General features: G+C 73.2%; 11 protein-coding genes and 1 pseudogene. 4 read left to right on the top strand and 8 right to left on the bottom strand.

Annotated elements, in window-relative coordinates; genetic code table 11:
- The first annotated feature begins 79 nt into the window (after window positions 1–79).
- The 3 genes from ACFY2L_RS31800 to glpK all read left to right on the top strand — a co-directional run bounded on the left by ACFY2L_RS31800 (window position 80) and on the right by glpK (window position 4,444).
- On the top strand, window positions 80–1,726 hold the full coding sequence (locus ACFY2L_RS31800; protein ID WP_390662414.1) for an EAL domain-containing protein: 1,647 nt from the start codon (window positions 80–82) through the stop codon (window positions 1,724–1,726).
- A 408-nt stretch (window positions 1,727–2,134) separates the two neighbouring features.
- Window positions 2,135–2,884, top strand: a complete 750-nt coding sequence (locus ACFY2L_RS31795; RefSeq protein WP_390662413.1) for an MIP/aquaporin family protein — start codon at window positions 2,135–2,137, stop codon at window positions 2,882–2,884.
- Window positions 2,885–2,923: 39 nt separating this feature from the next.
- Window positions 2,924–4,444, top strand: a complete 1,521-nt coding sequence (glpK, locus tag ACFY2L_RS31790; protein WP_390824085.1) for a glycerol kinase GlpK — start codon at window positions 2,924–2,926, stop codon at window positions 4,442–4,444.
- Window positions 4,445–4,502: 58 nt separating this feature from the next.
- Here the strand turns inward: glpK and ACFY2L_RS31785 are convergent, their stop codons facing one another.
- The 5 genes and pseudogenes from ACFY2L_RS31785 to ACFY2L_RS31765 form a co-directional block, all read right to left on the bottom strand.
- A complete protein-coding gene (locus ACFY2L_RS31785; RefSeq protein ID WP_390662411.1) occupies window positions 4,503–5,108 on the bottom strand; it encodes an ATP/GTP-binding protein in 606 nt (201 codons plus the stop codon).
- Window positions 5,089–8,747 (bottom strand): annotated as a pseudogene (locus ACFY2L_RS31780) (hydantoinase B/oxoprolinase family protein). Before ACFY2L_RS31780 ends, ACFY2L_RS31785 begins: the two are co-directional and overlap by 20 nt.
- Window positions 8,748–8,771: 24 nt before the next feature.
- Entirely contained in the window at window positions 8,772–9,167 is a 396-nt protein-coding gene (locus ACFY2L_RS31775) for a DUF742 domain-containing protein (RefSeq protein WP_390662410.1), read from the bottom strand.
- A gap of 9 nt (window positions 9,168–9,176) precedes the next feature.
- Window positions 9,177–9,611: a roadblock/LC7 domain-containing protein gene (locus ACFY2L_RS31770; protein ID WP_390824084.1), complete on the bottom strand. Its 435-nt coding sequence runs from the start codon at window positions 9,609–9,611 to the stop codon at window positions 9,177–9,179.
- On the bottom strand, window positions 9,608–12,556 hold the full coding sequence (locus tag ACFY2L_RS31765) for a nitrate- and nitrite sensing domain-containing protein (RefSeq protein ID WP_390824083.1): 2,949 nt from the start codon (window positions 12,554–12,556) through the stop codon (window positions 9,608–9,610). The genes ACFY2L_RS31770 and ACFY2L_RS31765 overlap by 4 nt, the downstream gene beginning before the upstream one ends.
- Window positions 12,557–12,976: 420 nt before the next feature.
- Between ACFY2L_RS31765 and ACFY2L_RS31760 the strand changes: the two genes are divergently transcribed.
- Window positions 12,977–13,534 (top strand): hypothetical protein, encoded by a 558-nt coding sequence (locus ACFY2L_RS31760; protein ID WP_390824082.1) that lies wholly within the window; start codon window positions 12,977–12,979, stop codon window positions 13,532–13,534.
- Window positions 13,535–13,564: 30 nt separating this feature from the next.
- Here the strand turns inward: ACFY2L_RS31760 and ACFY2L_RS31755 are convergent, their stop codons facing one another.
- The 3 genes from ACFY2L_RS31755 to ACFY2L_RS31745 form a co-directional block, all read right to left on the bottom strand.
- Window positions 13,565–18,184, bottom strand: a complete 4,620-nt coding sequence (locus tag ACFY2L_RS31755; RefSeq protein ID WP_390824081.1) for a hypothetical protein — start codon at window positions 18,182–18,184, stop codon at window positions 13,565–13,567.
- A gap of 68 nt (window positions 18,185–18,252) precedes the next feature.
- Complete coding sequence (locus ACFY2L_RS31750) at window positions 18,253–19,131, bottom strand: hypothetical protein (RefSeq protein ID WP_390662405.1); 879 nt, start codon at window positions 19,129–19,131, stop codon at window positions 18,253–18,255.
- A gap of 52 nt (window positions 19,132–19,183) precedes the next feature.
- Window positions 19,184–20,713 carry a hypothetical protein gene (locus tag ACFY2L_RS31745; RefSeq protein ID WP_390824080.1) on the bottom strand — a complete coding sequence of 510 codons (1,530 nt, stop codon included), beginning with the start codon at window positions 20,711–20,713 and terminating at the stop codon, window positions 19,184–19,186.
- Window positions 20,714–20,731: the final 18 nt, after the last annotated feature.

Here is a 20,731-nt window from a genome sequence, read left to right as displayed (position 1 = left end):
TGCGTGACCGCTCCGGAATGCTGCGTGAACGTCTCATGAACTGGGCCTGGGCGCAGTCCCGCGGCGCCATCATGCTCCCGTGCACTCCTGGACGGATACTCTCCGCTTCGCCTTCCAGCCGGTGATCAGCCTGACCACGGGAGCGGTGGCGGGGCTGGAGATACTCGCCCGACCGGAGACCGGCGACATCCTGGCGGAGGCCCGGCGGGACCCCGAACTCGACAGCGGTCTGGCCGTGGCGGCGGTCCGGGCGGCGGCGCGCAAGGAGACGCTGCTGCCGCTGCACGTGAACGTGTTCGCGGCGACCCTGGCCGACCTCGGCGGGCTCACCCCGCTCCATGACGCCGTGCGTGCGGCGGGACGGCTGCCGTGGGAGGTGACGCTCGACGTCGTCCCGCCGTACACGCATGTCCCGCAGCGCGCGCTGCTGGACGCCGTCGCGGTGCTGCGGGAGCAGGGCTTCCGGATCAGCGCGGACGGCGTCGGGGACGGGGACGTACCCCTGCGGCTGCTGGTCGATCTCGCGCCGGACCTGGTGAAGCTGGACGCGTCCCTGCTGGTGCGGCCGACGGCGGTGCGGGCGATGCGGACGTGGTGCGAGGAGGCGGGAGCGCTCCTCGCCGTGGAGGGGGTGGAGACCGAACTGCAGTGTGCGGCCGCGCTGTCGGCGGGGGCCCAGCTGGCCCAGGGCGTGCTGTTCGCGCCGCCGGCCCGGCTGCCGGTCGCGGAGGTGTACGTTCCGCCGCGGGTCCCGGGCGTCGCGTCGGTCCCCCGGTCGGGGCCGTCGGTGCGCGAGTTCGTCCGGCCTGCCGCGCTGCTGCCCGCGGGTGCCTCCGCCGGTCAGGTGCGGGCGCTGCTGACCGGGGCGCCGGAGGTGTCCGGGGTGCTGCTGGTCGACCGGACGGGGGTACCGGTCCGGTCGGTGCACCGTTCGCGTTTCCTGCTGTCGATGTCGGGCCGCTACGGCCACGCGCTGTACGCCGACCGGCCCGCGACCAGGCTCGGCGACCCGCCGCGGACGGTGGGGATCGACGCGACGGCGTGGGAGGTGCTGGACGTGGTCGCGGTGGGCGACCGGGACCGCACCTCGGACGACGTGGCGGTCGTCGACCGCCAGGGTCGGTGCGTGGGCGTCGTACGGCTGGCGGATCTCGTCCGGGCGCTGGCCGAGAGCCGGGTCGAGGAGGCCGCGGGGCTCAATCCGCTGACCCGGCTGCCGGGTTCGGACGCGATCACCGCGGAGGTGGACCGGCGGATCGCGGAGGGGCGGGTGTTCGCGCTGAGCTGGCTGGACGTGGACCACTTCAAGCAGGTCAACGACGGGGCCGGCTTCGCGGCGGGCGACGAGCTGATCCGGTCGGTGGGACGGGCGCTCCAGGCGGCCGCGTCCGGCGGCACCCGGGTCGGGCACATCGGCGGGGACGACTTCCTGGTGCTGGCGGATCCGGAGGGGCTTGATCCGCTGGCGGCGTCCGTGCTGGACGCGGCCTGGTCGGCGGGCGGGCGTCCGGTCACGCTGTCGCTGGCCACGGTCCTGTGTCCGCCGGGCAGCGTGACCGACCACCGGCAGGCGGCCGCGTGCCTGGCACCGCTGAAGAAGGCCGCGAAGTCGCTGCGCGGGGCGAGTTGGGTGTGGGGGCGGGCGGGGTGTTCCGGCCATGAGGTGCGGCGAGGGTCGTCGCCGGTGGCCGCGGAGGCGGTGGGGGCGGAGCCGGGAGCGGGATGAGCGGGCCCGGATGGAGGGCTGAGGGGCCGTCAGCAGCCGGTGGGGGCCCGGCCGGTGAGCAAGGGAACGGGGTCCGTCCGCCGCCCGCGTGCGGGAGGTGCCGGGCGGTGGCGGCCCTCTCGGTGCTCATCCATTGCCGTCCGCCTCCTTGACGCTCCCTGGGCGCCGGTGAACACTTCCCGGTGTCAGCCGACATCGCCGTACATTCTCGGCGTATCCAGGCGCGCGCCACGCGGACTTTTCCGGCCGCGGCCCACTCCCCCACGGGCGATTCGGCTCTGACGGCACGCTCGTCACGGACGCCGGGCGGGGCGCGGGACCTCCCTGCCATGGCCGAAGCAGCCACGCGAACGCCACCCTGCACAGCGCACCGGGGCCGATCGCCCCGGGCCCGGCCCAGGAGTCGCCATGAGCAACGGAGACATATTCGTCGGCGAGGTCATCGGTACCGCCATCCTCATCCTGTTCGGCGCGGGTGTCTGCGCCGCCGTCACCCTCAGACACTCCAAGGCACGGGCCTCGGGGTGGGTGGTGATCGCCTTCGGATGGGGGTTCGGCGTGCTGGCGGGGGCGTACACGGCCGCGCCGCTGTCCGGCGGTCAGCTCAACCCGGCCGTCACCCTCGGCATCGCCGTCGACACCGGCGAGTGGGGCAAGGTCTGGGTCTATCTGCTGGGCCAGATGGTCGGCGCGATGCTCGGTGCCGTCCTCGCGTATCTGGTGTACCTCGCGCAGTTCCAGGCCAACGTACGGCAGACGGGCACCACGGAGGGCACGGCCGAGGAGCCGACGCCGACGCTGGGCATCTTCTCCACCATCCCCGAGATCCGGAATCCGGTCGCCAACCTGATCACGGAGATCATCGCGACGATCGCGCTGGTCCTGCCGGTGCTCGCGTTCGGCCTGACGAAGGGGCTCGGTGAGTCCGGCACGCTCGTGCTGATCGTGTCCCTGCTCGTCGTCGGCATCGGACTGTCCCTCGGCGGGCCCACCGGCTATGCCATCAACCCGGCACGCGACCTGGGCCCGCGGATCGTGCACACCTTCCTGCCGATCCCGAACAAGGGCACCTCCGACTGGGGTTACGCCTGGATCCCGGTCGTCGGCCCGCTGGTCGGCGGTGCGCTCGCGGGTCTCCTCTACCACGCGGCCTTCTGACCGGCCGCCAGCCTTCTGAACCCAGCCCAAGGGGTAGCCATGACGGACAACGCCGAGAAGTACGTCGCAGCAATCGACCAGGGCACCACCTCCAGCCGTTGCATCATCTTCGACCGGAACGGCGCGATCGTCGCCGTCGACCAGCGCGAACACCGGCAGATCTTCCCCAAGCCCGGCTGGGTGGAGCACGACGCCACCGAGATCTGGGCCAAGGTGCAGGCCGTGGTCGCCGGGGCGATCGCGAAGGCCGGGCTGCGGGCCGACCAGATCAGCGCGCTCGGCATCACCAACCAGCGCGAGACGACCGTGCTGTGGGACCGCACCACGGGCAAGCCCGTGCACAACGCGATCGTGTGGCAGGACACCCGGACCGCTCCGCTCTGCCGCCAACTCGGCGGCTCCGACGGGCAGGACCGCTTCCGTGAACAGACCGGGCTGCCGCTGGCCAGCTACTTCTCGGGACCCAAGGCGGCCTGGCTGCTGGACAACGTGCCCGGGCTCAGGGACCGGGCCGAGCGGGGCGAGATCGCCTTCGGCACGATCGACTCCTGGCTGATCTGGAACCTCACCGGCGGCACCGACGGCGGCCGGCACGTGACCGATGTGACCAACGCCGGCCGGACCATGCTGATGAACCTGGAGACACTGCAGTGGGACAGCTCCATTCTGTCGGCGATGAACGTGCCGGAGGCCGTGCTGCCGGAGATCAGGTCCTCGGCCGAGGTGTACGGCACCGCCGTGGGACAGCTCGGCGGAGTGCCGGTCGCCTCGGCGCTGGGCGACCAGCAGGCCGCGGTGTTCGGACAGGCGTGCTACGACGTGGGCACGGCGAAGAACACGTACGGGACGGGCAGCTTCCTGCTGCTCAACACCGGCAACCGGCCGGTGCCGTCGAAGAGCGGGCTGCTGACGACGATGGGCTACAAGATCGGCGGGGAGGCGCCGGTCTACTGTCTGGAGGGTTCGATCGCCATAACGGGTGCGCTCGTGCAGTGGTTCCGGGACCAGCTCGGCATCATCCGTACGGCTGACGAGATCGAGCCGCTGGCGGCGAGCGTCGAGGACAACGGCGGCGCGTACATCGTGCCCGCGTTCTCGGGGCTGTTCGCGCCGTACTGGCGCTCGGACGCGCGCGGCGTGGTCACCGGGCTCACCCGCTACGTCACCAAGGCGCATCTCGCGCGCGCGGTGCTGGAGGCGACGAGCTGGCAGACGCGGGAGGTCGTGGACGCCATGTTCCAGGACTCCGGGGTGCAGATCACGACCCTGAAGGTGGACGGCGGCATGACGAGGAACAACCTGCTCATGCAGCATCAGGCGGACGTCCTCGGCGTGCCGGTGATCCGGCCCCGCGTCTCGGAGACGACCTGTCTGGGCGCGGCGTACGCGGCGGGGCTGGCCACCGGCGTGTGGAACGGCCTCGACGAGCTGAAGGCGCACTGGCAGAAGGACGCCGAGTGGACTCCGGCGATGCAGGCGTCGGTGCGGGACCGCGAGTACCACAACTGGCGCCGGGCGGTGGAGAAGAGCTTCGGCTGGGTGGAGGACGGCGAGGGCTAGAGGGGCGGACGGAGTCACGGCCCTCGCCCCGGTCGGCGGGGCAAGGGCCGTGCGCGGCTCAGGTGGTGACGGTCTGCCGGCGCTCGGCTCCGAAGTCCATCGCGTGCTGGACGACGCCGACCAGGACGTCCCTGACCGATCGCCGGTCGCGGGCGTCGCACAGGATCACCGGTACGCCGTCGTCGAGGTCGAGTGCCTGACGCACGTCCTCCTCGGGGTAGAGGGCGGCGCCCTCGAAGCAGTTCACGGCGATGAGGAAGGGGATGGAGCGCCGCTCGAAGTAGTCGACCGCGGCGAAGCAGTCCTCCAGCCGGCGCGTGTCGGCGAGCACGACGGCGCCGAGCGCGCCCTCGGAGAGCTCGTCCCACATGAACCAGAACCGCTCCTGGCCGGGCGTGCCGAACAGGTACAGCACCAGGTCCTCGCGCAGGGTGATGCGCCCGAAGTCCATGGCGACCGTGGTCGTGTGCTTGCCCTCGACACCGGTGAGGTCGTCGACCGGGCGGCCGGCCTCGGTGAGGTACTCCTCGGTGCGCAGCGGCCTGATCTCGCTGACGGCGCCGACGAGGGTGGTCTTGCCCACCCCGAAACCGCCGGCGACCAGGATCTTGAGCGTGACGGGCTCGACCGGGGGCTTGCCGCGCTCAGAGCGCCCGAAGATCATCGATCACTTCTCCTGCTGTGTGGCTTGACTGGGGGTGTGGGGCGGGGGGCCGTAGCCTCCGCCACCGGGGGTTTCGACCACGAGGACGTCGCCGGGGCCGACGTCCACGGAGTCACTGCCGCCGAGTTCGACGACCGTGCCGTCGGCGCGTTCCACCCGGTTGGCTCCCAGCGCGCCGGGGGCCCCGCCCGCCATGCCGTACGGGGGGACCCTGCGGTGCTGGGAGAGGGTGGACACGGTCATGGGCTCGTGGAAGCGGATTCGGCGGACGGCGCCGTCCCCGCCGCGCCATCGTCCGGCGCCGCCGCTGCCCCTCCGGACGGCGAACTCGTCCAGTTGTACCGGAAGCCGCCACTCCAGGACCTCGGGATCGGTCAGCCGGGAGTTGGTCATGTGCGTCTGGACGACGCACGCGCCGGGGAAGCCGTCGCCGGCGCCCGATCCGGAGGCGACGGTCTCGTAGTACTGGTGGCGATCGTTGCCGAAGGTCACGTTGTTCATGGTGCCGGAGCCCTCGGCCTGGACGCCGAGAGCCGCGTAGAGCGCACCGGTGATCGCCTGGGACGTCTCGACATTGCCCGCGACGACGGCGGCGGGCGGCTCGGGTGCGAGCAGGGAGCCGGGCGGCACGATGATCGTCAGGGGGCGCAGACAACCGTCGTTGAGCGGGATGTCGTCGGCGACGAGGGTGCGGAAGACGTACAGGACGGCCGCGTTGACGACCGCGTAGGGGGCGTTGAAATTGGTGCCCAGCTGGGGTGACGTGCCGGTGAAGTCGACGGTGGCGGAACGGTTTTCGCGGTCCACGCGTACGCGTACGCGGATGACGGCGCCGGAGTCGGTCTCGTAGGCGTACTCGCCGTCGTCCAGGGCCACGATGACGCGCCGCACCGCTTCCTCGGCGTTGTCCTGGACGTGCCGCATGTAGGCCTGCACGACGTCGAGCCCGAAGTCCTCGATCATGCGGGCCACTTCGTCGACGCCCTTCTGGTTGGCCGCGATCTGGGCGCGCAGGTCGGCCAGGTTGGTCCTGGGGTTGCGGGAGGGGTGGGGCGCCTCGGTGAGCAGGCGCAGGGTCTCCTCCTCGCGGAAGCGTCCGTCCTCGGCGAGCAGCCAGTTGTCGAAGAGGACGCCCTCCTCCTCGATGGTGCGGCTGTCGGCCGGCATGGAGCCCGGGGCGATGCCGCCGATCTCGGCGTGGTGGCCGCGGGAGGCCACGTGGAAGAGGATCTCGCCGTCACGGCGGCCGTCACTCTCCGTGTCACCGTTCGGCCGGGTGCCGAAGACCGGGGTGATCACGGTGACGTCGGGCAGGTGGGTGCCGCCGTGGTACGGGTCGTTGACCGCGTAGGTGTCGCCGGGCCGCATCCCGGTGCCGCGGCGGCGGATGACCTCCTTGACGCTGGTTCCCATCGAGCCCAGGTGGACGGGGATGTGCGGGGCGTTGGCCACCAGGTTTCCGTCCGGGTCGAAGAGGGCGCAGGAGAAGTCGAGGCGCTCCTTGATGTTGACCGACTGGGCCGTGGACTCCAGGCGGGCGCCCATCTGTTCGGCGATGGACATGAACAGGTTGTTGAAGACCTCGAGCAGAACCGGATCGACCTGCGTGGCCACGTCGGAACTCTGCGTGACCGCCGCGCGTTCCAGGACCAGATGCCCGTCGTGGGTCGTCGCGGCCTCCCAGCCGTCGTCGACCACGGTCGTGGCGCCGGCTTCGGTGATGATCGCGGGGCCGGTCACGGACTCGCCGGGAGGGACGTCCTCGCGGCGGTGCAGGGGTACGTCGCGCCAGGTGCCGCCGGTGTGCAGGCGGACGGTGCCGGGTGCGGCGGTGCGGCCCTCGTACGGGGCGAGGGCGGACAGATCGGGGGGCAGGGTGATGCCGGTGGCTTCCACGGACAGCGCTTCGACGACGATCGGGCGGTCGAGCGTGAAGGAGTACGTGGCGCGATGACGTTCTTCGAAGGCCCGTCCCATCGCGACGGGTTCGGTGAGCTCGACGGTGAGGGGGGTGTCGGTGCCGTCGTAGCGCAGCTGCGCGCGGCGGGTGGTGCGGACGCGGTCGTCGGGGACGTCCTCGGCGCGCAGTTCGGCGCGGGCGGCCGCCTCCAGGTCGTCGGCCGTCTTGAGGACGCCGGGCATCGCCGCGGGTTCCAGGGGCGCCTCGACGGACTGTTCACGCATGGCCGTGGTGTCGGCGAGTCCGATGCCGAGCGCGGACAGCACGCCGGCCATGGGCGGTACGAGGACGGTGCGGATGCCGAGGGAGTCGGCGACCATGCACGCGTGCTGGCCTCCGGCGCCGCCGAAGGTGGTGAGGGCGTAGCGGGTGACGTCGTGGCCCTTCTGGACGGAGATCCGCTTCACCGCGTTGGCGATGTTGGCCACGGCGATCTGCAGGAAGCCCTCGGCGACCTGCTCGGGCGTGCGGTCGTCCCCGGTCCGCTCGCGGATCTCGCGCGCGAGGGCGGTGAAGCGGTCACGGACCAGGCCGGCGTCCAGGGGCTGGTCGCCGTCGGGACCGAACACCTCGGGGAAGTGGGCGGGCTGGATGCGGCCGAGCATCACGTTGGCGTCGGTGACGGCGAGCGGTCCGCCGGCGCGGTAGCAGGCCGGTCCCGGGTCGGCGCCGGCCGAGTCCGGCCCGACACGGTAGCGGGAGCCGTCGAAGCGCAGGACGGAGCCGCCGCCCGCCGCGACGGTGTGGATGTCCAGCATGGGGGCGCGCAGCCGGACGCCGGCGACTTGGGTGGTGAAGACCCGCTCGTACTCCCCCGCGTAGTGGGAGACGTCGGTCGAGGTGCCGCCCATGTCGAAGCCGATGACGCGGTCGAAGCCGGCGAGCCGGGACATGCGGGCCATGCCGACGATGCCGCCCGCGGGCCCGGACAGGATGGCGTCCTTGCCGCGGAACTGGTGCGCCTCGGCGAGCCCTCCGTTGGACTGCATGAACATCAGCCGTACGCCGTGCAGTTCGTCGGCGACATGGCGGACGTAGCGGCGCAGCACGGGCGACAGGTACGCGTCGACGACGGCGGTGTCCCCGCGCGGGACGAGTTTCATGAGCGGGCTGACCTCGCTGGACAGCGAGATCTGCGGGAAGCCGGTACGGGCGGCCAGTTCCCCGACGGCCTGCTCGTGCGCCGGGTGGAGATGACTGTGCACGCAGACGACGGCGACGGCACGGATCCCGTCGTCGTACGCCTGCCGCAGGGGACCTGCGAGGGCGTCCAGGTCCGGGGCGCGCAGGACGGTGCCGTCGGCGGCGATGCGCTCGTCGACCTCCACCACCCGCTCGTACAGCTGCTCCGGGAGCTCGATCCGGCGGGCGAAGATGTGCGGTCGGTTCTGGTAGGCGATCCGCAGGGCGTCGCGGAAGCCACGGGTGATGACGAGCAGGGTGCGTTCGCCCTTGCGTTCCAGCAGGGCGTTGGTGGCGACCGTGGTGCCCATGCGGACGGCCTCGACGGGGTCGCGGGAGTCCGCCAGCAGGGCGCGGACACCGGCGACGGCCGCGTCGGCGTACCGCGCCGGGTTCTCGGACAGCAGTTTGTGTGTCAGCAGCCGGCCGTCCGGGCGGCGCGCGACGATGTCGGTGAAGGTTCCGCCCCGGTCCACCCAGAACTGCCAGCCGGTCACGTCCTCACCTCGCTTCCGCGCCGCTCACAGCGCCCGGAGGCCGTTGATCACATCGCGCAGAATACTCTCGTCCGGCAGCTCGGCCGGGGGGACCGGCCGGTTCACATGGACGAATTCCGCGTCCACGAGGTCTCCGACGAGGACCCGTACCACGCCGATGGGCAGGTCGAGCTCGGCGGAGAGCTCGGCGACCGACTGCGGCGCCTCCCGGCACAGGTCCACGATGTCCACGTGTTCCGGGGACAGCGAGTGGTCCGCCTCGGGATCGTCCGCGTGGGGCTCGGCGACGACCAGCGCGATCAGGTCGAGGCGGTGCTGGACCGCACTGGTGGTGCGGCCGCGCGTCATGGCGTACGGACGGACGACCGGTCCGGCCTCGTCGTCGAACCAGTGGCTGCTTCCCTGACCGTCTGTGCTCATGCCATCCCACTACCCGCCGGAGGGCAGATCGGTGCGCGGCGCGGTGCCCAGATGTACGCCGACCCGCTTGACCAGGAGGGTCATCTCGTACGCCACCTGGCCCACGTCCGAGTCGGCGTCCGAGAGGACGGCGAGGCAGCTGCCGTCGCCGGCGGCCGTGACGAACAGGAAGGCGTCGTCGAGCTCGACGACGGTCTGGCGGACGCTGCCGGCCTCGAAGTGGCGGCCCACGCCCTTGGCGAGGCTGTGGAATCCGGAGGCGACAGCGGCCAGGTGCTCGCTGTCCTCCCTGGTCAGGTCCCTGGACGCGCCGGTCGCCAGGCCGTCGCCGGAGAGCACGACGGCCTTGCGGATGCTGGCCACCCGGTCGACGAGTTCGTCGAGGAGCCAGTTCAGCTCGCCGTTGTTGCTCATGGTGTGGCCGGTCGCCTTCGGTGCGGTCATCGACCGTCCCCCTTTGTGGTTCGTTGTGGTGCTGTGCCGCTGTGGGCGTCGTCGCCCGCGGCGTTCTCTGCGCGGCCGCGCTGCCAGCCGCGCTGGAGCGAGGCCATACGACTGCGTACCTGGTCGGCGTCGCGGTCCTCGAGGTCGGAGCGGGTCTCCGGGCGCGCTGCCGGGCCCTGCCTCAGCTGCGGAGCGAGGTTCGCCTGCCGTACGCGACGGGGCAGCGCTCCCGGTGCGGAGCCGGTGCCATGAGGCCCGGTTCCGGGGGCGCGGTCCTGCGGCCCGTTGCCGGGAGTCCCGCCCTGCGGGCCGCCGGCCCGGTCGCGCTCCGGGAAGCCGCCCGTGCCACCGGCGCGCGGATCGGGCGTCGTGTGCCCGCGCGCGGCCGTGAGGTCCTGGTCGCCGGACGCGGCGGTGGCCTGGCGGGTGCGCCGCGGGAGGAGGGGAGACTGCGCCGGCTCGTCGGCGGAGCGTCCGGGACGGCCCGGCACCGCGGGGGGCTCGGGCGCAGCGGTGCTCCGCGGGATCTGCGCCCCGCTGCCCCGGCGGCGCGAGGGCAGGGGTGCCGGCCCGTCGGTGTCCGCTCGGCGGGGCCCGGGTCGCGGCGAGGGCTCCTCGTCCGTCTCCGGGCGCCGGGGCCGCTGGTCGTGGACCGGGCGGCCGTGCGAGCTGACCAGCTTGGGGGTGCGGCGGCTGGGCAGCGGCACGAGAGCCGCCTGCTCCTCGGTGCCGCCGTCCGGCTCGCCGCGCCGGTCCGGGTGCCCCGCGTGCGGGTCGACGGCCGGGGCGTCCTCGGGAAGGGTGAGGGAGCGGCGCGGGCGGAACAGGCCACCGTGCTCGTCGTCCTCCTCCTCCAGTGCGCCCGGGAAGTCACGGAGGGCGTCCAGGTCGACGGGGGCCTCCAGCTCGACCGGGCCGTCCAGCACGGACGCGGGCACCCCGGGGAGCTGTACCGAGGGGGAGAGCGCGGGCCTGCGGCCCTCCGCCGTCTCGGCCGCCTTCGGTGCGCGGGGACGGTCGAGGCGGAAGCCGATGCCGTTGGTGTCGGGGACGTCGTCGGTGAGCACGGCGTCGGGGATGAAGACGACAGCGGTCGTTCCGCCGTAGGGGGAGGGCTGCAGGGAGACCCGGACGTTCTGGCGCTGGGCGAGACGGCTGACCACGAACAGTCCGAGGCGGTCGGTGTCGGACAGCTCGAACTCCGGGGTCTCCGCGAGCCGGAGGTTGGCCTCCAGGAGCGCCTCGGGCGCCATGCCGAGCCCCCGGTCGTGGATCTCCAGGGTGAACCCGTTGGCGACCCGTTCGCCCATGACCTGGACGGCGGTGTGCGGCGGGGAGAACACCGTGGCGTTCTCCAGGAGTTCGGCCACGAGGTGGGTGAGGTCGGCGACGGCGGGACCGGTGACGGCGAGGCGCGGCAGGCGGCGGACCTCGATGCGTTCGTAGTCCTCGACCTCGGCGACGGCGGCGCGCACGATGTCCATGAGCTGGACGGGCTTGCGCCACTGACGGGAGGGGGCGGCTCCGGAGAGGATCACCAGGCCCTCGGCGTGCCGGCGCATACGGGTGGTGAGGTGGTCGAGCCGGAAGAGGTCGGCGAGTTCCTCGGTGTCCTCGGTGCGGCGCTCCATGGTGTCGAGCAGGGTGAGCTGCTTGTGGAGCAGGACCTGGCTGCGGCGGGCGAGGTTGACGAAGACCTCGGAGACACCGGCGCGCAGTTCGGCCTGCTTCACGGCGGCCTCGACCGCGGCGCGCTGGAGGGTGTTGAGGGCCTGGCCGACCTCACCCATCTCGTTCCTGTCGTACTCCAGCCGGGGCACCTCGGTCTCCACGTCGACCTGCTCGCCCGCGGAGAGGCGGCGCATCACGCTGGGCAGCCGCACGCCGGACGCCTCGTGGGCCTCCAGCCGCAGCTGGCGCAGGTCGCGGATGAGACCGCGGCCGATGCGCACGGACAGGAAGAGGGAGACGATCAGGGCGGCCAGGCCGAGCACGCCGGCGACCACGGCCTTGACGATGACCTCGATCGCCACCGGCCGGACCCGGTCCTGGTAGCGGTCGTTGGCCTGTTCGTCCAGGGTGCCGAGTTCGTCGAGGACGTTTCCGGCCGCGGTGTCCCAGTTCCGTGCGGTGACGCCGCGGGGCATCTCGCCGGGCGTGGTGGCGACGACGGCCTGTTCCGCTGTGCGCAGCGGGGCGGTGGTCGCGTTCTTCCAGAAGCTCTCGTAGCGCTCGCGCTCGGCGGTGGGCAGCTGGGCGAGGCTGATGTCGTAGACGACCTCACGCTGGGCCTCGAGGTCGGAGACGTCGCGGATCTCCTCGCGGCTGAGCCGGCCGACGACCAGGGCGGAGCCGAGCAGGGCGTCCTCCCTGGAGAGGAGTTCCCGGGCGCGGGCGACGCTGACGAGGGCCCGGTACTGCTTGTCCATCTCCACGCTGTCCACCACGTCCAGCTTGGCCAGCAGGGTGTAGCAGGGGTCGATGAGCTGGTTGTAGAGGTTCAGGGCCTGGGCCCGGGTGACGGTGCCCTCCTCGACGCTGCGGCGCAGGGAGTCGACGCCGTCGAAGGCGTCGAGCACCGCGGTCAGGCCGTCGCCGTCGTCCTGGTCCAGGACCTCGCGGACGTCGGAGTCCTGGGCGTTCCGGCGGATCTCGGCGAGGGCCTCGTCCGTGGCGGTCCGGGTGCGGCGCAGCGCGGAGAGCGCGTCGGAGGCACGGGGGTCGGCGAGGTAGACGAGGGTCTGGCGGCGCTCCTGCTGTACGACGCGGACCGTGTCCTCGACGGGGTAGCCGACCTTCTCCACGACCGCCGACACGGTGAACAGCCGGCTCGCCTCACGGCCCGTCAGTACCGTGGCGAAACCCCAGATCGCGGTCAGGGACACCAGCGGCACGAGAAGCAGCGCCACGATCTTCCGGCGGATGGACTTCCCGCGAAAGCGCATGGCCTCCCCCAGCTCGAACCCCCACGGGCAGGGGGCACGCATGTGCGTCAACAAACGCCGCGAGCCTACTACCGCCGCACAGTGAACTCGAAGACCCGTCCGGAAGCCGAACTTCCGCACCGCGGCCGGGACATGGGGAGTTGTCCGGGCATTACGGGAGATTGCCGCCCTGAAACCGGCCTCTTCGACAAGACCGGATCCGATCGGCCCCGGCGGCGACTTGGCCAGAATTTTTCGCAACTTGGGAATCTTCGCGGCTTCTCGACCGTCCTACTCATTGGGAATTGGGGGCGGAATCGGCCACAGGAGCCGCAGGCCGCACCTCGGCGGCGTAAAACAGAGCAAGCCGGGCAGCCACAGGGGAGCCGGGTCTTCGACCCGGAGGTGAGTGGTCTGCCGGCGGTGGGGAGTGACACGTTGATGGGCACGGTCGAGCGGCGCGGGGCGCCCGAGGAAGGCGCGACAGGGCGGGGTACGGCGCTGCGGGACCCCGGGACACCGGATCACGGCCTTCCGGTGGACGAAGCGGGTGCCGACCGGCCGGCCGGCACCGAGGGCGTGTCCATCCCGGCCCAATCGCGAGCCGGGTACCGGCCGTTGTGGGTCGAGGAGCCCGCGCGGCGGCGCCGTCTGCCCGATCCGGTGCGCAAGGCGGCCGTGCGCGCGGTCCTCATCATCTCCGTGACGTTGATTCAGGCGATGGTGGCGTTCCTGTGCACCCTCGCCGAGTCCTGGCTGGCCTTCCCGATGGTGATCAGCAGTGTGGTCAGCACCGTGGTGGCCACCTGGTCCGCGCTGGACGTGTGGGTCACCCGCCAGGTGTGGAACCAGCGCAACGGCGTGGTGTCGGCGCCGAGCAGCACCGCCCGGTCGCTGCGCCGTGAGCGCCGCCGGGCGCGACGGCAGGCCCGGGCCGCCGAGCGGACGCAGGAGCGGATACGCCGGCAGGGCGGCGCCGGGCGGCTGTCGCACTCCTGAGTCCCGTCGGCGCCGCCGCCCCCGCGCGCGTCACTGCGCGCTGGGGGCCGGCCGTTTGAACATCCGGGTCGCGGTGATCTCACTGTGCACCGCCTCGCCCGCCTGGGGCGGCTGGGGCAGTCCCGGGCGCAGGTGCTCCTCGACGCTGATGTACTTCAGGCCCGCCCTGAGGTCGGCGTCGTTGCGCAGCCGGATGACGAGCGGGAACTCCGCCAGCGCCGTCGTGTCGAACAGACCGGTGGTGTACAGCAGCTGGACGCCGAGCGCGTCGGACACGGCCCGCTGGAGCTCCAGCAGGTAGGTCGCGTTGGCGCGGCCGATGGGGTTGTCGAGGAACAGCGTGCCGGCGTGCCGGTGCTTGTCCCGGCCGCGGTCGTTGGAGCGCAGCGCCGCCATCGTGCAGTACAGGGCGATGGCGGCGGTGAGCAGCTGACCGCCGGAGAACACGTCGCCCATCTGCCCCACGGGCACCCGCTCGGCGCGCAGCACGGCGTCCGGCTTGAGGATCTCGACGGCGACGCCCTTGGGCTGCAGGGCGGCGGCGACGCCGCGCAGCAGGAGCGACATGCCGTCGCGCCGCAGGTCGGAGTTCTTCTTCACGGCCGCCCGGGTCGCCTCGTCGATGACCTCGCCGAGCCGCTCGGTGAGGGTGGCCTGGTCGGGCTCCTCGAAGCGGATGCGCAGGAACTCCTGCCCGGACCATTCGCCCAGCCCCTCGGGCAGTCGGGACAGCCGCTGCGCCGAGCGGAGGGTCGCGAGCGCGGACTCGACGAGCCCGCGCAGCCGGTCCACGATCGAGTCGCGGTTGCGCTCCAGCTGCTCCAACTCGTCGGTGAGCACCCGGAGCCGGGGCGCGAAGGCGTCCGCCCACTTCTGGGCGTGTTCGGGCAGGGAGGAGGCGGGCAGCTCGCGGATCTGCTGCCGGGCCGGCGTGCGGACCTGTTCGTAGCGGGTGGAGTTGGCGTGCCGGACGAGCACGTCGCCGGCCTCGCGCACGGCGGACTCGGCGGTGGAGAGGTCCGCGGCACAGCCGCGCAGCGAGCGGCGGGCCTCCGCGGCCGACTGCCGGGCCTCCTCCAGGGTCCCGGGGTAGGGCTCCGGTGCCTCCTGCTCCTCCTCGGGGGCGTGTTCGCGCAGCAGGTCGCGGAGCATCGCGGCGATCTCGTCGAATCCGGCGGCCGCGTTCTCGGCCGCCCGGTGCGCGTCGAGCAGTTCGGCGTGCGCCTCCCGGGCCTGGGCCAACGCCTCGGTGCGGGAGGCGAGTTCGGCCGTCGCCGTGCGCAGCAGGGCCTGGGCGTGTTCGGCGTCGCGCGGCTGGAGCTCCTCGGGCAGTTCGGTGTGGGCCTCGCCGTCCTCGGGGGCATGCCGCTCGGCCTCGCCGCGCAGCCGTCCGAGCTGCTCGCTCGCGGTGGACATGCGGGTTTCCAGAAGCTGTACGAGTTCCTCGGCCCGTGCGGCCGCCGCCTGCCGGGACGGCCCGTCCGAGCCGTCGGGTGACTGGAGCAGCTGCTCGGCGCGGGTACGGACCTTGTTGCTCAGCCGGTCCAGCTCGGCACGGGCGGCGCTCTCGTCGCTCTCCGCGCGCGCCTGCTCGGCCCGCAGGTCGGCGCCGACGCCGACCTTCTCGTACACCTGGGAGGCGGCCCGGTAGGCCTCGCGGAGGGCGGGCAGGGACGACCGGGAGGCGTCCGCGTCGTCCTCCGGTACGTCGTCGGGTGCGCCCGCGATCTCGGAGCGCTCGGCGCGCAGTGCGCGGGCGGTGCGGCGGGCGTCGTCGGCGGCGCGCTGGGCGGCGCGGCGGTCCTCGTCGGCGGCGCGGGCGCGCTCCAGGCAGGCCTGGGCGCGGGCCTCCGACTCGGTGGCCTCGTCGGCGAGTTCGCGCAGCTTGGCCTGCCAGCCGGCCCGCTCGCGCAGCCGGAAGGCGAGCCCGGCGAGGGCGTCGGCGGCGCGCCGGGCCTTCTGGGCGGTCTCCTGTGTCTCGTCGCGGACCTGCGCGGCCTCGGCGGCGGCCTCGTCCGCCTCGGCGCGCAGGGCCCGTGCCTCGGCGAGCTCGGCCTCGGACTCCTCGGCGAAGGCGCGGGCGTCCCCGGCGGCCCGGGCGAGCTCGGTGAGCCGCCCCGCCGGGCAGCCGGTGCGCCAGGAGGCGAGCCGGGCCGCCAGTTCACGGTCCTTGCCGAGCCGCGCGGCGAGCCGGCGGATGTCCTCGTCCCGCTCGGTGGCCCGCGCGCGCAGTGCCTGCCGCTCCTCGTCGGCGGCGTGTTCGTCGTGCATGGCCGGGTTCGGCGGTACGAGGAAGACGTCCCCGCCGGCGGAGTCCGAGGCCGGGGTCGGTGCGAGCAGGGCGGCGGCGGTGCCGACCGCGACGGCCGAGCGCGGCAGGAGCGCCGCGTCGCTGAGGGCGTCACGCGCGCGTGCGTGCGAGTCGGGATCGGTGATGATCACGCCGTCGACCAGCTCGGGGCGGGCGGCGAGCACCCGCGCGTGGTCGGCGGGGTCGACGGCCTGGGCGAGGTAGCGCCAGCCGGGCAGCGCGGGGATGCCGTGCTCGCCGAGGAACTCGACGGTGGCCAGCACGTCCGGGCCGGGCGGCAGCAGCCCGCCGTCGCCGAGCGCGCCGAGGATGCGCGCGTCGTCGGCGGCGGCGGTGCGCAGGTCGAAGAGCTGCCGTTCGGCGGAGGAGACGGCGTCGTCGAGGAGTTCGCGCAATTCGTCGGCGCAGCGGTCGAGGTCCTCGGGCGTCAGGGAGGCACCGTCGCCGGTGTCCCCGTCCTGCCGGGGCTGCGGGATCGGTCCGCGTGCGGTGACGCCGGTCAGGCCGAGGAGTTCGGTGAGCCGTTCCTCACCCGCCAGGGCTTCGGCGAGCCGGCGCTCGGCCTGGTACGACCGCTGCGCCGCCGTCGCGGCGTCCGCCGCGCGGGCTGCGGTCAGCTCGGCGCGGGATTCGGCGGAGGCGGCCTCGCGCGCGTGCTCGGTGGCCCTGCGGGACGCCTCTCGGGCGGTGTCCCACGCGGCCACGGCCGTCTTCTCGGCGTCGCTGGCGGCGAGGGCCGCGCGCGCGGGGTCGGCGTCGGGGGCGCTGTCGTCCAGCCATCCCGCGCGGACGGCCTCGGCGGTCTCCTGCTCGACCTCGGCGAGCCGCTGGCGCAGATGCCCGATCTCGCTGCGGGCGCGCTGCGCCTCGGTCGCGGCGGAGGTGGCGTCCCGGTGGGCGGTCTCGGCGACCTCCTGGAGGGCGGCCGAGCGCTCCTCCTCCTCGTTGGCGAGGGTCTCGGCGTTCTCGGCGGCCGCGTGCAGGGCGCGTACGAGGTCGACGGCGGCCTTGGCACGGGCGGCCAGCGCCGGGGCGGCGTCCCGCTCGGCCTCCTGGATCGCGGCGGACACGCGCGCGACACGGTCGGAGGCGGCGCGGTGGCGCAGTACGGCCTCGGCGGCCTGCCAGGCGGCGTGCAGGGTGCGCGCGTCGGCGAGTTCGCGTTTCTGCGCCGCGGCGGACTTCTCGGCGGCGGCGAGCGCCAGGGAGGCGTGCCGGAAGGCGAGTTCGGCGGCGATCAGCGCGCTGCGCTCACGTCCGCCTTCGGAGTGCGTGACGGCGTAGGCCGCGGCCGTGACCCGCTGGGCGAGGTCGCCGGCGCGCATCCGCTCCCGCACGCCCCGCGCGGACAGCCGGCGGGCCAGCGTGCGCGTGCGCCGCTCGGCCCCGGTGTGGACGTCACGCGCGCGGGAGCGGGTTTCGGCGGCCTCGACGATGCGTCCGAGGAGATCCACCGACCCGGCGGTGAAGTCCCGTTCGGCGATCAGCTCGGCGCGCCGGCCGAGCTTGTTGCCGAAGCCGCTGACGAGGTCGGCGAGCCCGTCGGTGTCCCGTGTGTCCGTCACCGCTCGCAGGAGGAGGTCGGTGAAGTCGGAGTCCTTCTTGACCGCGAAGAGGCCGGCGGCCTCGCCCTCGTCGGCGTTCATCTCCCGCTGGTAGCGGAAGAGTTCGGGGTCCAGGCCGAGTTCGGTGAGGTGTTCCACCCACCGGTCGTGGATCTCCTCCCAGTGCACCTCCAGGTGCGGATACGCCTTGCCCGCCTCGGTGATGGCGTCCCGGAACCCCTTCATGGTGCGCCGCCGCCCCTGGGCCCCGGAGACACCCTCCACGGGCGGTCGCACCGCGGTGGACTCGGCGACGGGGAGGTTGTCGAGGCTGAGTCCCGGGCCGGGCCGGAACGAGTACCAGGCCTCGGCGAACTTGCGCGGGTCGTTGGACACCTGCCGGCCGCGCCACTCGCTCACCTTGCCGACGACGACGCACTCGCCGGTCAGCACGTGCTGCCACTCCAACGCCACATGTCCGCAGTCGTCGGCGAGCAGGAACTTGCGCAGTACGCCGGAGCTGGCGCCGCCGAGGGTGTTGCGGTGGCCCGGCAGCATCACCGAGAAGATCAGCTTGAGCAGGACGGACTTGCCGCCGCCGTTCTCCAGGAAGAGCACACCGGCCGGCGCGGGCCGGCGTGGCGGGCCGACCGGCTCCTCCTCGAAGAACTCCGCCTGCGTCGGGGCGGGATCGGGCACGACGTCACCGACACCGCGCAGGTCAAGCACGGTGTCGGCGTAGCGCGCACCGGCGGGCCCGATGGAGTAGAGGCGGACCCGGGACAGCTCGTACATGGCGGACTCTCGTAAGTCTTCGGGAAGGTGCGGTGGTTCGGGGCTCGGGGCTCGGGGCTCGGGGAGCTTCAGGAGTGGAACGGCAGTCCGGCTTCGGCCACCAGCTCCAGGTCGTCGGTCTCCTCCGCGGGCAGCAGTGTCGGCGTGCCGTCGGTGACCGGGACGACGCCCAGCTCCAGCAGCTCGGCCAGGGCGGCGCTGCCGGCCATGTCGCGGACCTGGAGCTGGTAGCGGGCCGTCGTGCGGTACGTACCGCCGTTGTCGTCGCCGGTGCGCTGGAGGAAGCCGGAGTCGGTGAGGAAGGCGACGGCCTTGCCGACGATCCCGGTGGTGGATCCGGCGAGTCTGCGCGCGTCCTTGGTGGCGCCGGCGGCGCTGCGTCTGGCCCAGATCCGCCAGGCGGCCTCCAGTCCGGGCGCGTCGGTGGCCGGGTCGGTGTTCTCGCCCTGTTCCTCGGCGCGCTCCTCCAGGCGGCGGCATGCCTGGCGCACGAAGGCGTCGACGCCGTTGACGCTGACCCGGCCGATGTATCCGTCGTCGGCGAGGTCCTCGGGGCGGGGGAAGGCCATCGCGGCGACCGCGAGATGGGCGAGCCCGTGCAGGAAGCGGTCGCCGCCGTCGGCGGACGTGCGACGCGCGTAGTCCCCCATCCGCACGGCGAACACCGAGTCCTCGGCGGCGGTCACGGCCATCCCCGCGCGCGGGGACACCTCCAGCACGACCAGACCGAGGCCGGCGGCGATGGCGTCGGCGAGCCGAGCGAACGCCGGGTCCTCGCGGTGGCGGCGCAGCAGATCGGCGTACTCCTGGTCGCGCGCGGGCTGCAGTCTGGGCTGCAGGCCGAAGGCGACGAGCCGCGCCGCGTCGGCGGCGTCGGCGGGGGTGACGGCGGCGTTCACCACCGGGGCGGGGGCCTCCGTGTCGCTCCACTCGACGTGCTCGGTCACGGCTGCGGCTCCTCGGTGTTCTCGTGCGCGTTCATTCGGTTCCCGGCCCGGCTCATGCCGCCTCCGTGCGGTCCGCCGCCATCCCCGCGGCGTCCAGCAGGGCGGTGCCGACGATGAGATCGGCCCCGCCGAACTCGGGGTCGTCCAGTTCCGTGCCGTCGTCCACGGCGAACAGCAGCTTCTCCTCGCCCTGCCGGTAGGCCGTGCCCACGGCCGGGGAGGCGGCGTGAACCACCAGCAGTGCCACGAGGTAGGGCAGTTCGAGGTCGCCGGTGCGCCGCGCCTCGGCCAGCAGACCGGACAGCCGTCGCGGCGCGTCCGCCGGCAGGTCGAGCAGTTCCTTGGCGAGCGCCAGCTGTGCCTCGCTGAAGCGGCTGTCGTCCGGGGTCGCGATGAGATCGGGCTCCGGCATCTCCGCGCCCAGGTGCTCCCGCTCCACCGGTGGGGTCAGCAGCAGGTCGACCAGATCGCCCACCCGCACGGCCACCGGCGTCCGGAATCCCGTCCCGCGCGCGAAGAACGCGTCGGTGACCCGGGCGGCCTGCTCCAGCGGCAACGGGAGCACGGGCGCGACGAGATGGCCGTAGAGGTCGATGCCCGACGAGGTCATGGGCGTGGCGAAGGCCTGCCGGTCCTGTTCCGCGCGGAACAGGGGGCCCGCCTCCAAGAGGCGGGACTGGAGCTGGGTGTGCCGGCGGATGCAGTCCTTCACGATGTCGACGAGTTCGGCGGCCCGGCGCTTGTTCTCGGCGTCCTCGATCTCGTCCCGCGCCCTGCGGATGTTGGTGAGGATCGCGTTCTCGTGCCGGTAGCGGTCGGCGACGTGGTCGAGGGCCTCGGCGATCATGTCGGGTACGGCGTTCAGCCAGTCCACCGCGCGGACGTTGCGCCGGGTCGCCTCCAGGGCCCTGCGCAGGCTCTCCGAGTACTGGACGGTGCGGTAGCGGGCCTGCTCGGCGGCGAGTTGGGCGTCGGCGAGGCGGCCGCGGCGGATGAGGACCTCCAGCTTGACCTCGGCCGCGATCTGCGCGCTGGTGACGTCGGTGTCGAGAGCGCCGACGAGGACGTTGACCGCCTCGTCCGTGGTCCGCAGGTAGACCGTGCCGCCGTGGCCGGGGACCTCCTCCAGCAGCTTGAAGTCGTAGTCGCGGCGCACATAGGTGCCGTCCGCGGCGAACGTGCCGTACACGGCGCGGAAGCCGCGGTCGACGCTGCCGACGTTGATCAGGTTCTCCAGCACCCAGCGGGCCACCCGCTCGTGCTCGGCGGCGGGCCGCCGGGGGGCCTGCGCGGCGATGCGCGGGACGAGGCGGGCCACGATCTGGTCGTGGTCGGCGCCGGTGTCGAAGTCCATGTTCAGGGTGACGAGGTCGATGGCGGCGAGGGCGATCTCCGCCATGCCGTAGACCGAGTACTCACCCGCGAGGTTGGCCTTGCGGGCGTCGAGGTCGTGAATCGGCGCGGTGCAGGCGAGCGCGCGCAGCCGCCGCGCCAGCCCCTCGTCGGCGGCCGGGCCCGGAGCGGGGCGCGGCCCCGCGCTGAGCTGGGGCGGAACACGGTCCGTCGATGCAGGCGAAGTCACGGTGCACAGAGTAGGTCC

The organism is Streptomyces sp. NPDC001381, assembly GCF_042895685.1.
Classification (GTDB): Bacteria; Actinomycetota; Actinomycetes; order Streptomycetales; family Streptomycetaceae; genus Streptomyces.
Note: the sequence above shows the minus strand (reverse complement) of the source record. Positions and strands in the feature narration are given on the sequence as shown.

Excerpts from the sequence above, each read along its gene's own strand:
- ACFY2L_RS31795 (WP_390662413.1), top strand. The coding sequence starts at position 2,135 with ATGAGCAACGGAGACATATTCGTCGGCGAGGTCATCGGTACCGCCATC.
- glpK (WP_390824085.1), top strand. The coding sequence starts at position 2,924 with ATGACGGACAACGCCGAGAAGTACGTCGCAGCAATCGACCAGGGCACC.
- ACFY2L_RS31785 (WP_390662411.1), bottom strand. The coding sequence starts at position 5,108 with ATGATCTTCGGGCGCTCTGAGCGCGGCAAGCCCCCGGTCGAGCCCGTC.
- ACFY2L_RS31775 (WP_390662410.1), bottom strand. The coding sequence starts at position 9,167 with ATGAGCACAGACGGTCAGGGAAGCAGCCACTGGTTCGACGACGAGGCC.
- ACFY2L_RS31770 (WP_390824084.1), bottom strand. The coding sequence starts at position 9,611 with ATGACCGCACCGAAGGCGACCGGCCACACCATGAGCAACAACGGCGAG.
- ACFY2L_RS31765 (WP_390824083.1), bottom strand. The coding sequence starts at position 12,556 with ATGCGCTTTCGCGGGAAGTCCATCCGCCGGAAGATCGTGGCGCTGCTT.
- ACFY2L_RS31760 (WP_390824082.1), top strand. The coding sequence starts at position 12,977 with ATGGGCACGGTCGAGCGGCGCGGGGCGCCCGAGGAAGGCGCGACAGGG.
- ACFY2L_RS31755 (WP_390824081.1), bottom strand. The coding sequence starts at position 18,184 with ATGTACGAGCTGTCCCGGGTCCGCCTCTACTCCATCGGGCCCGCCGGT.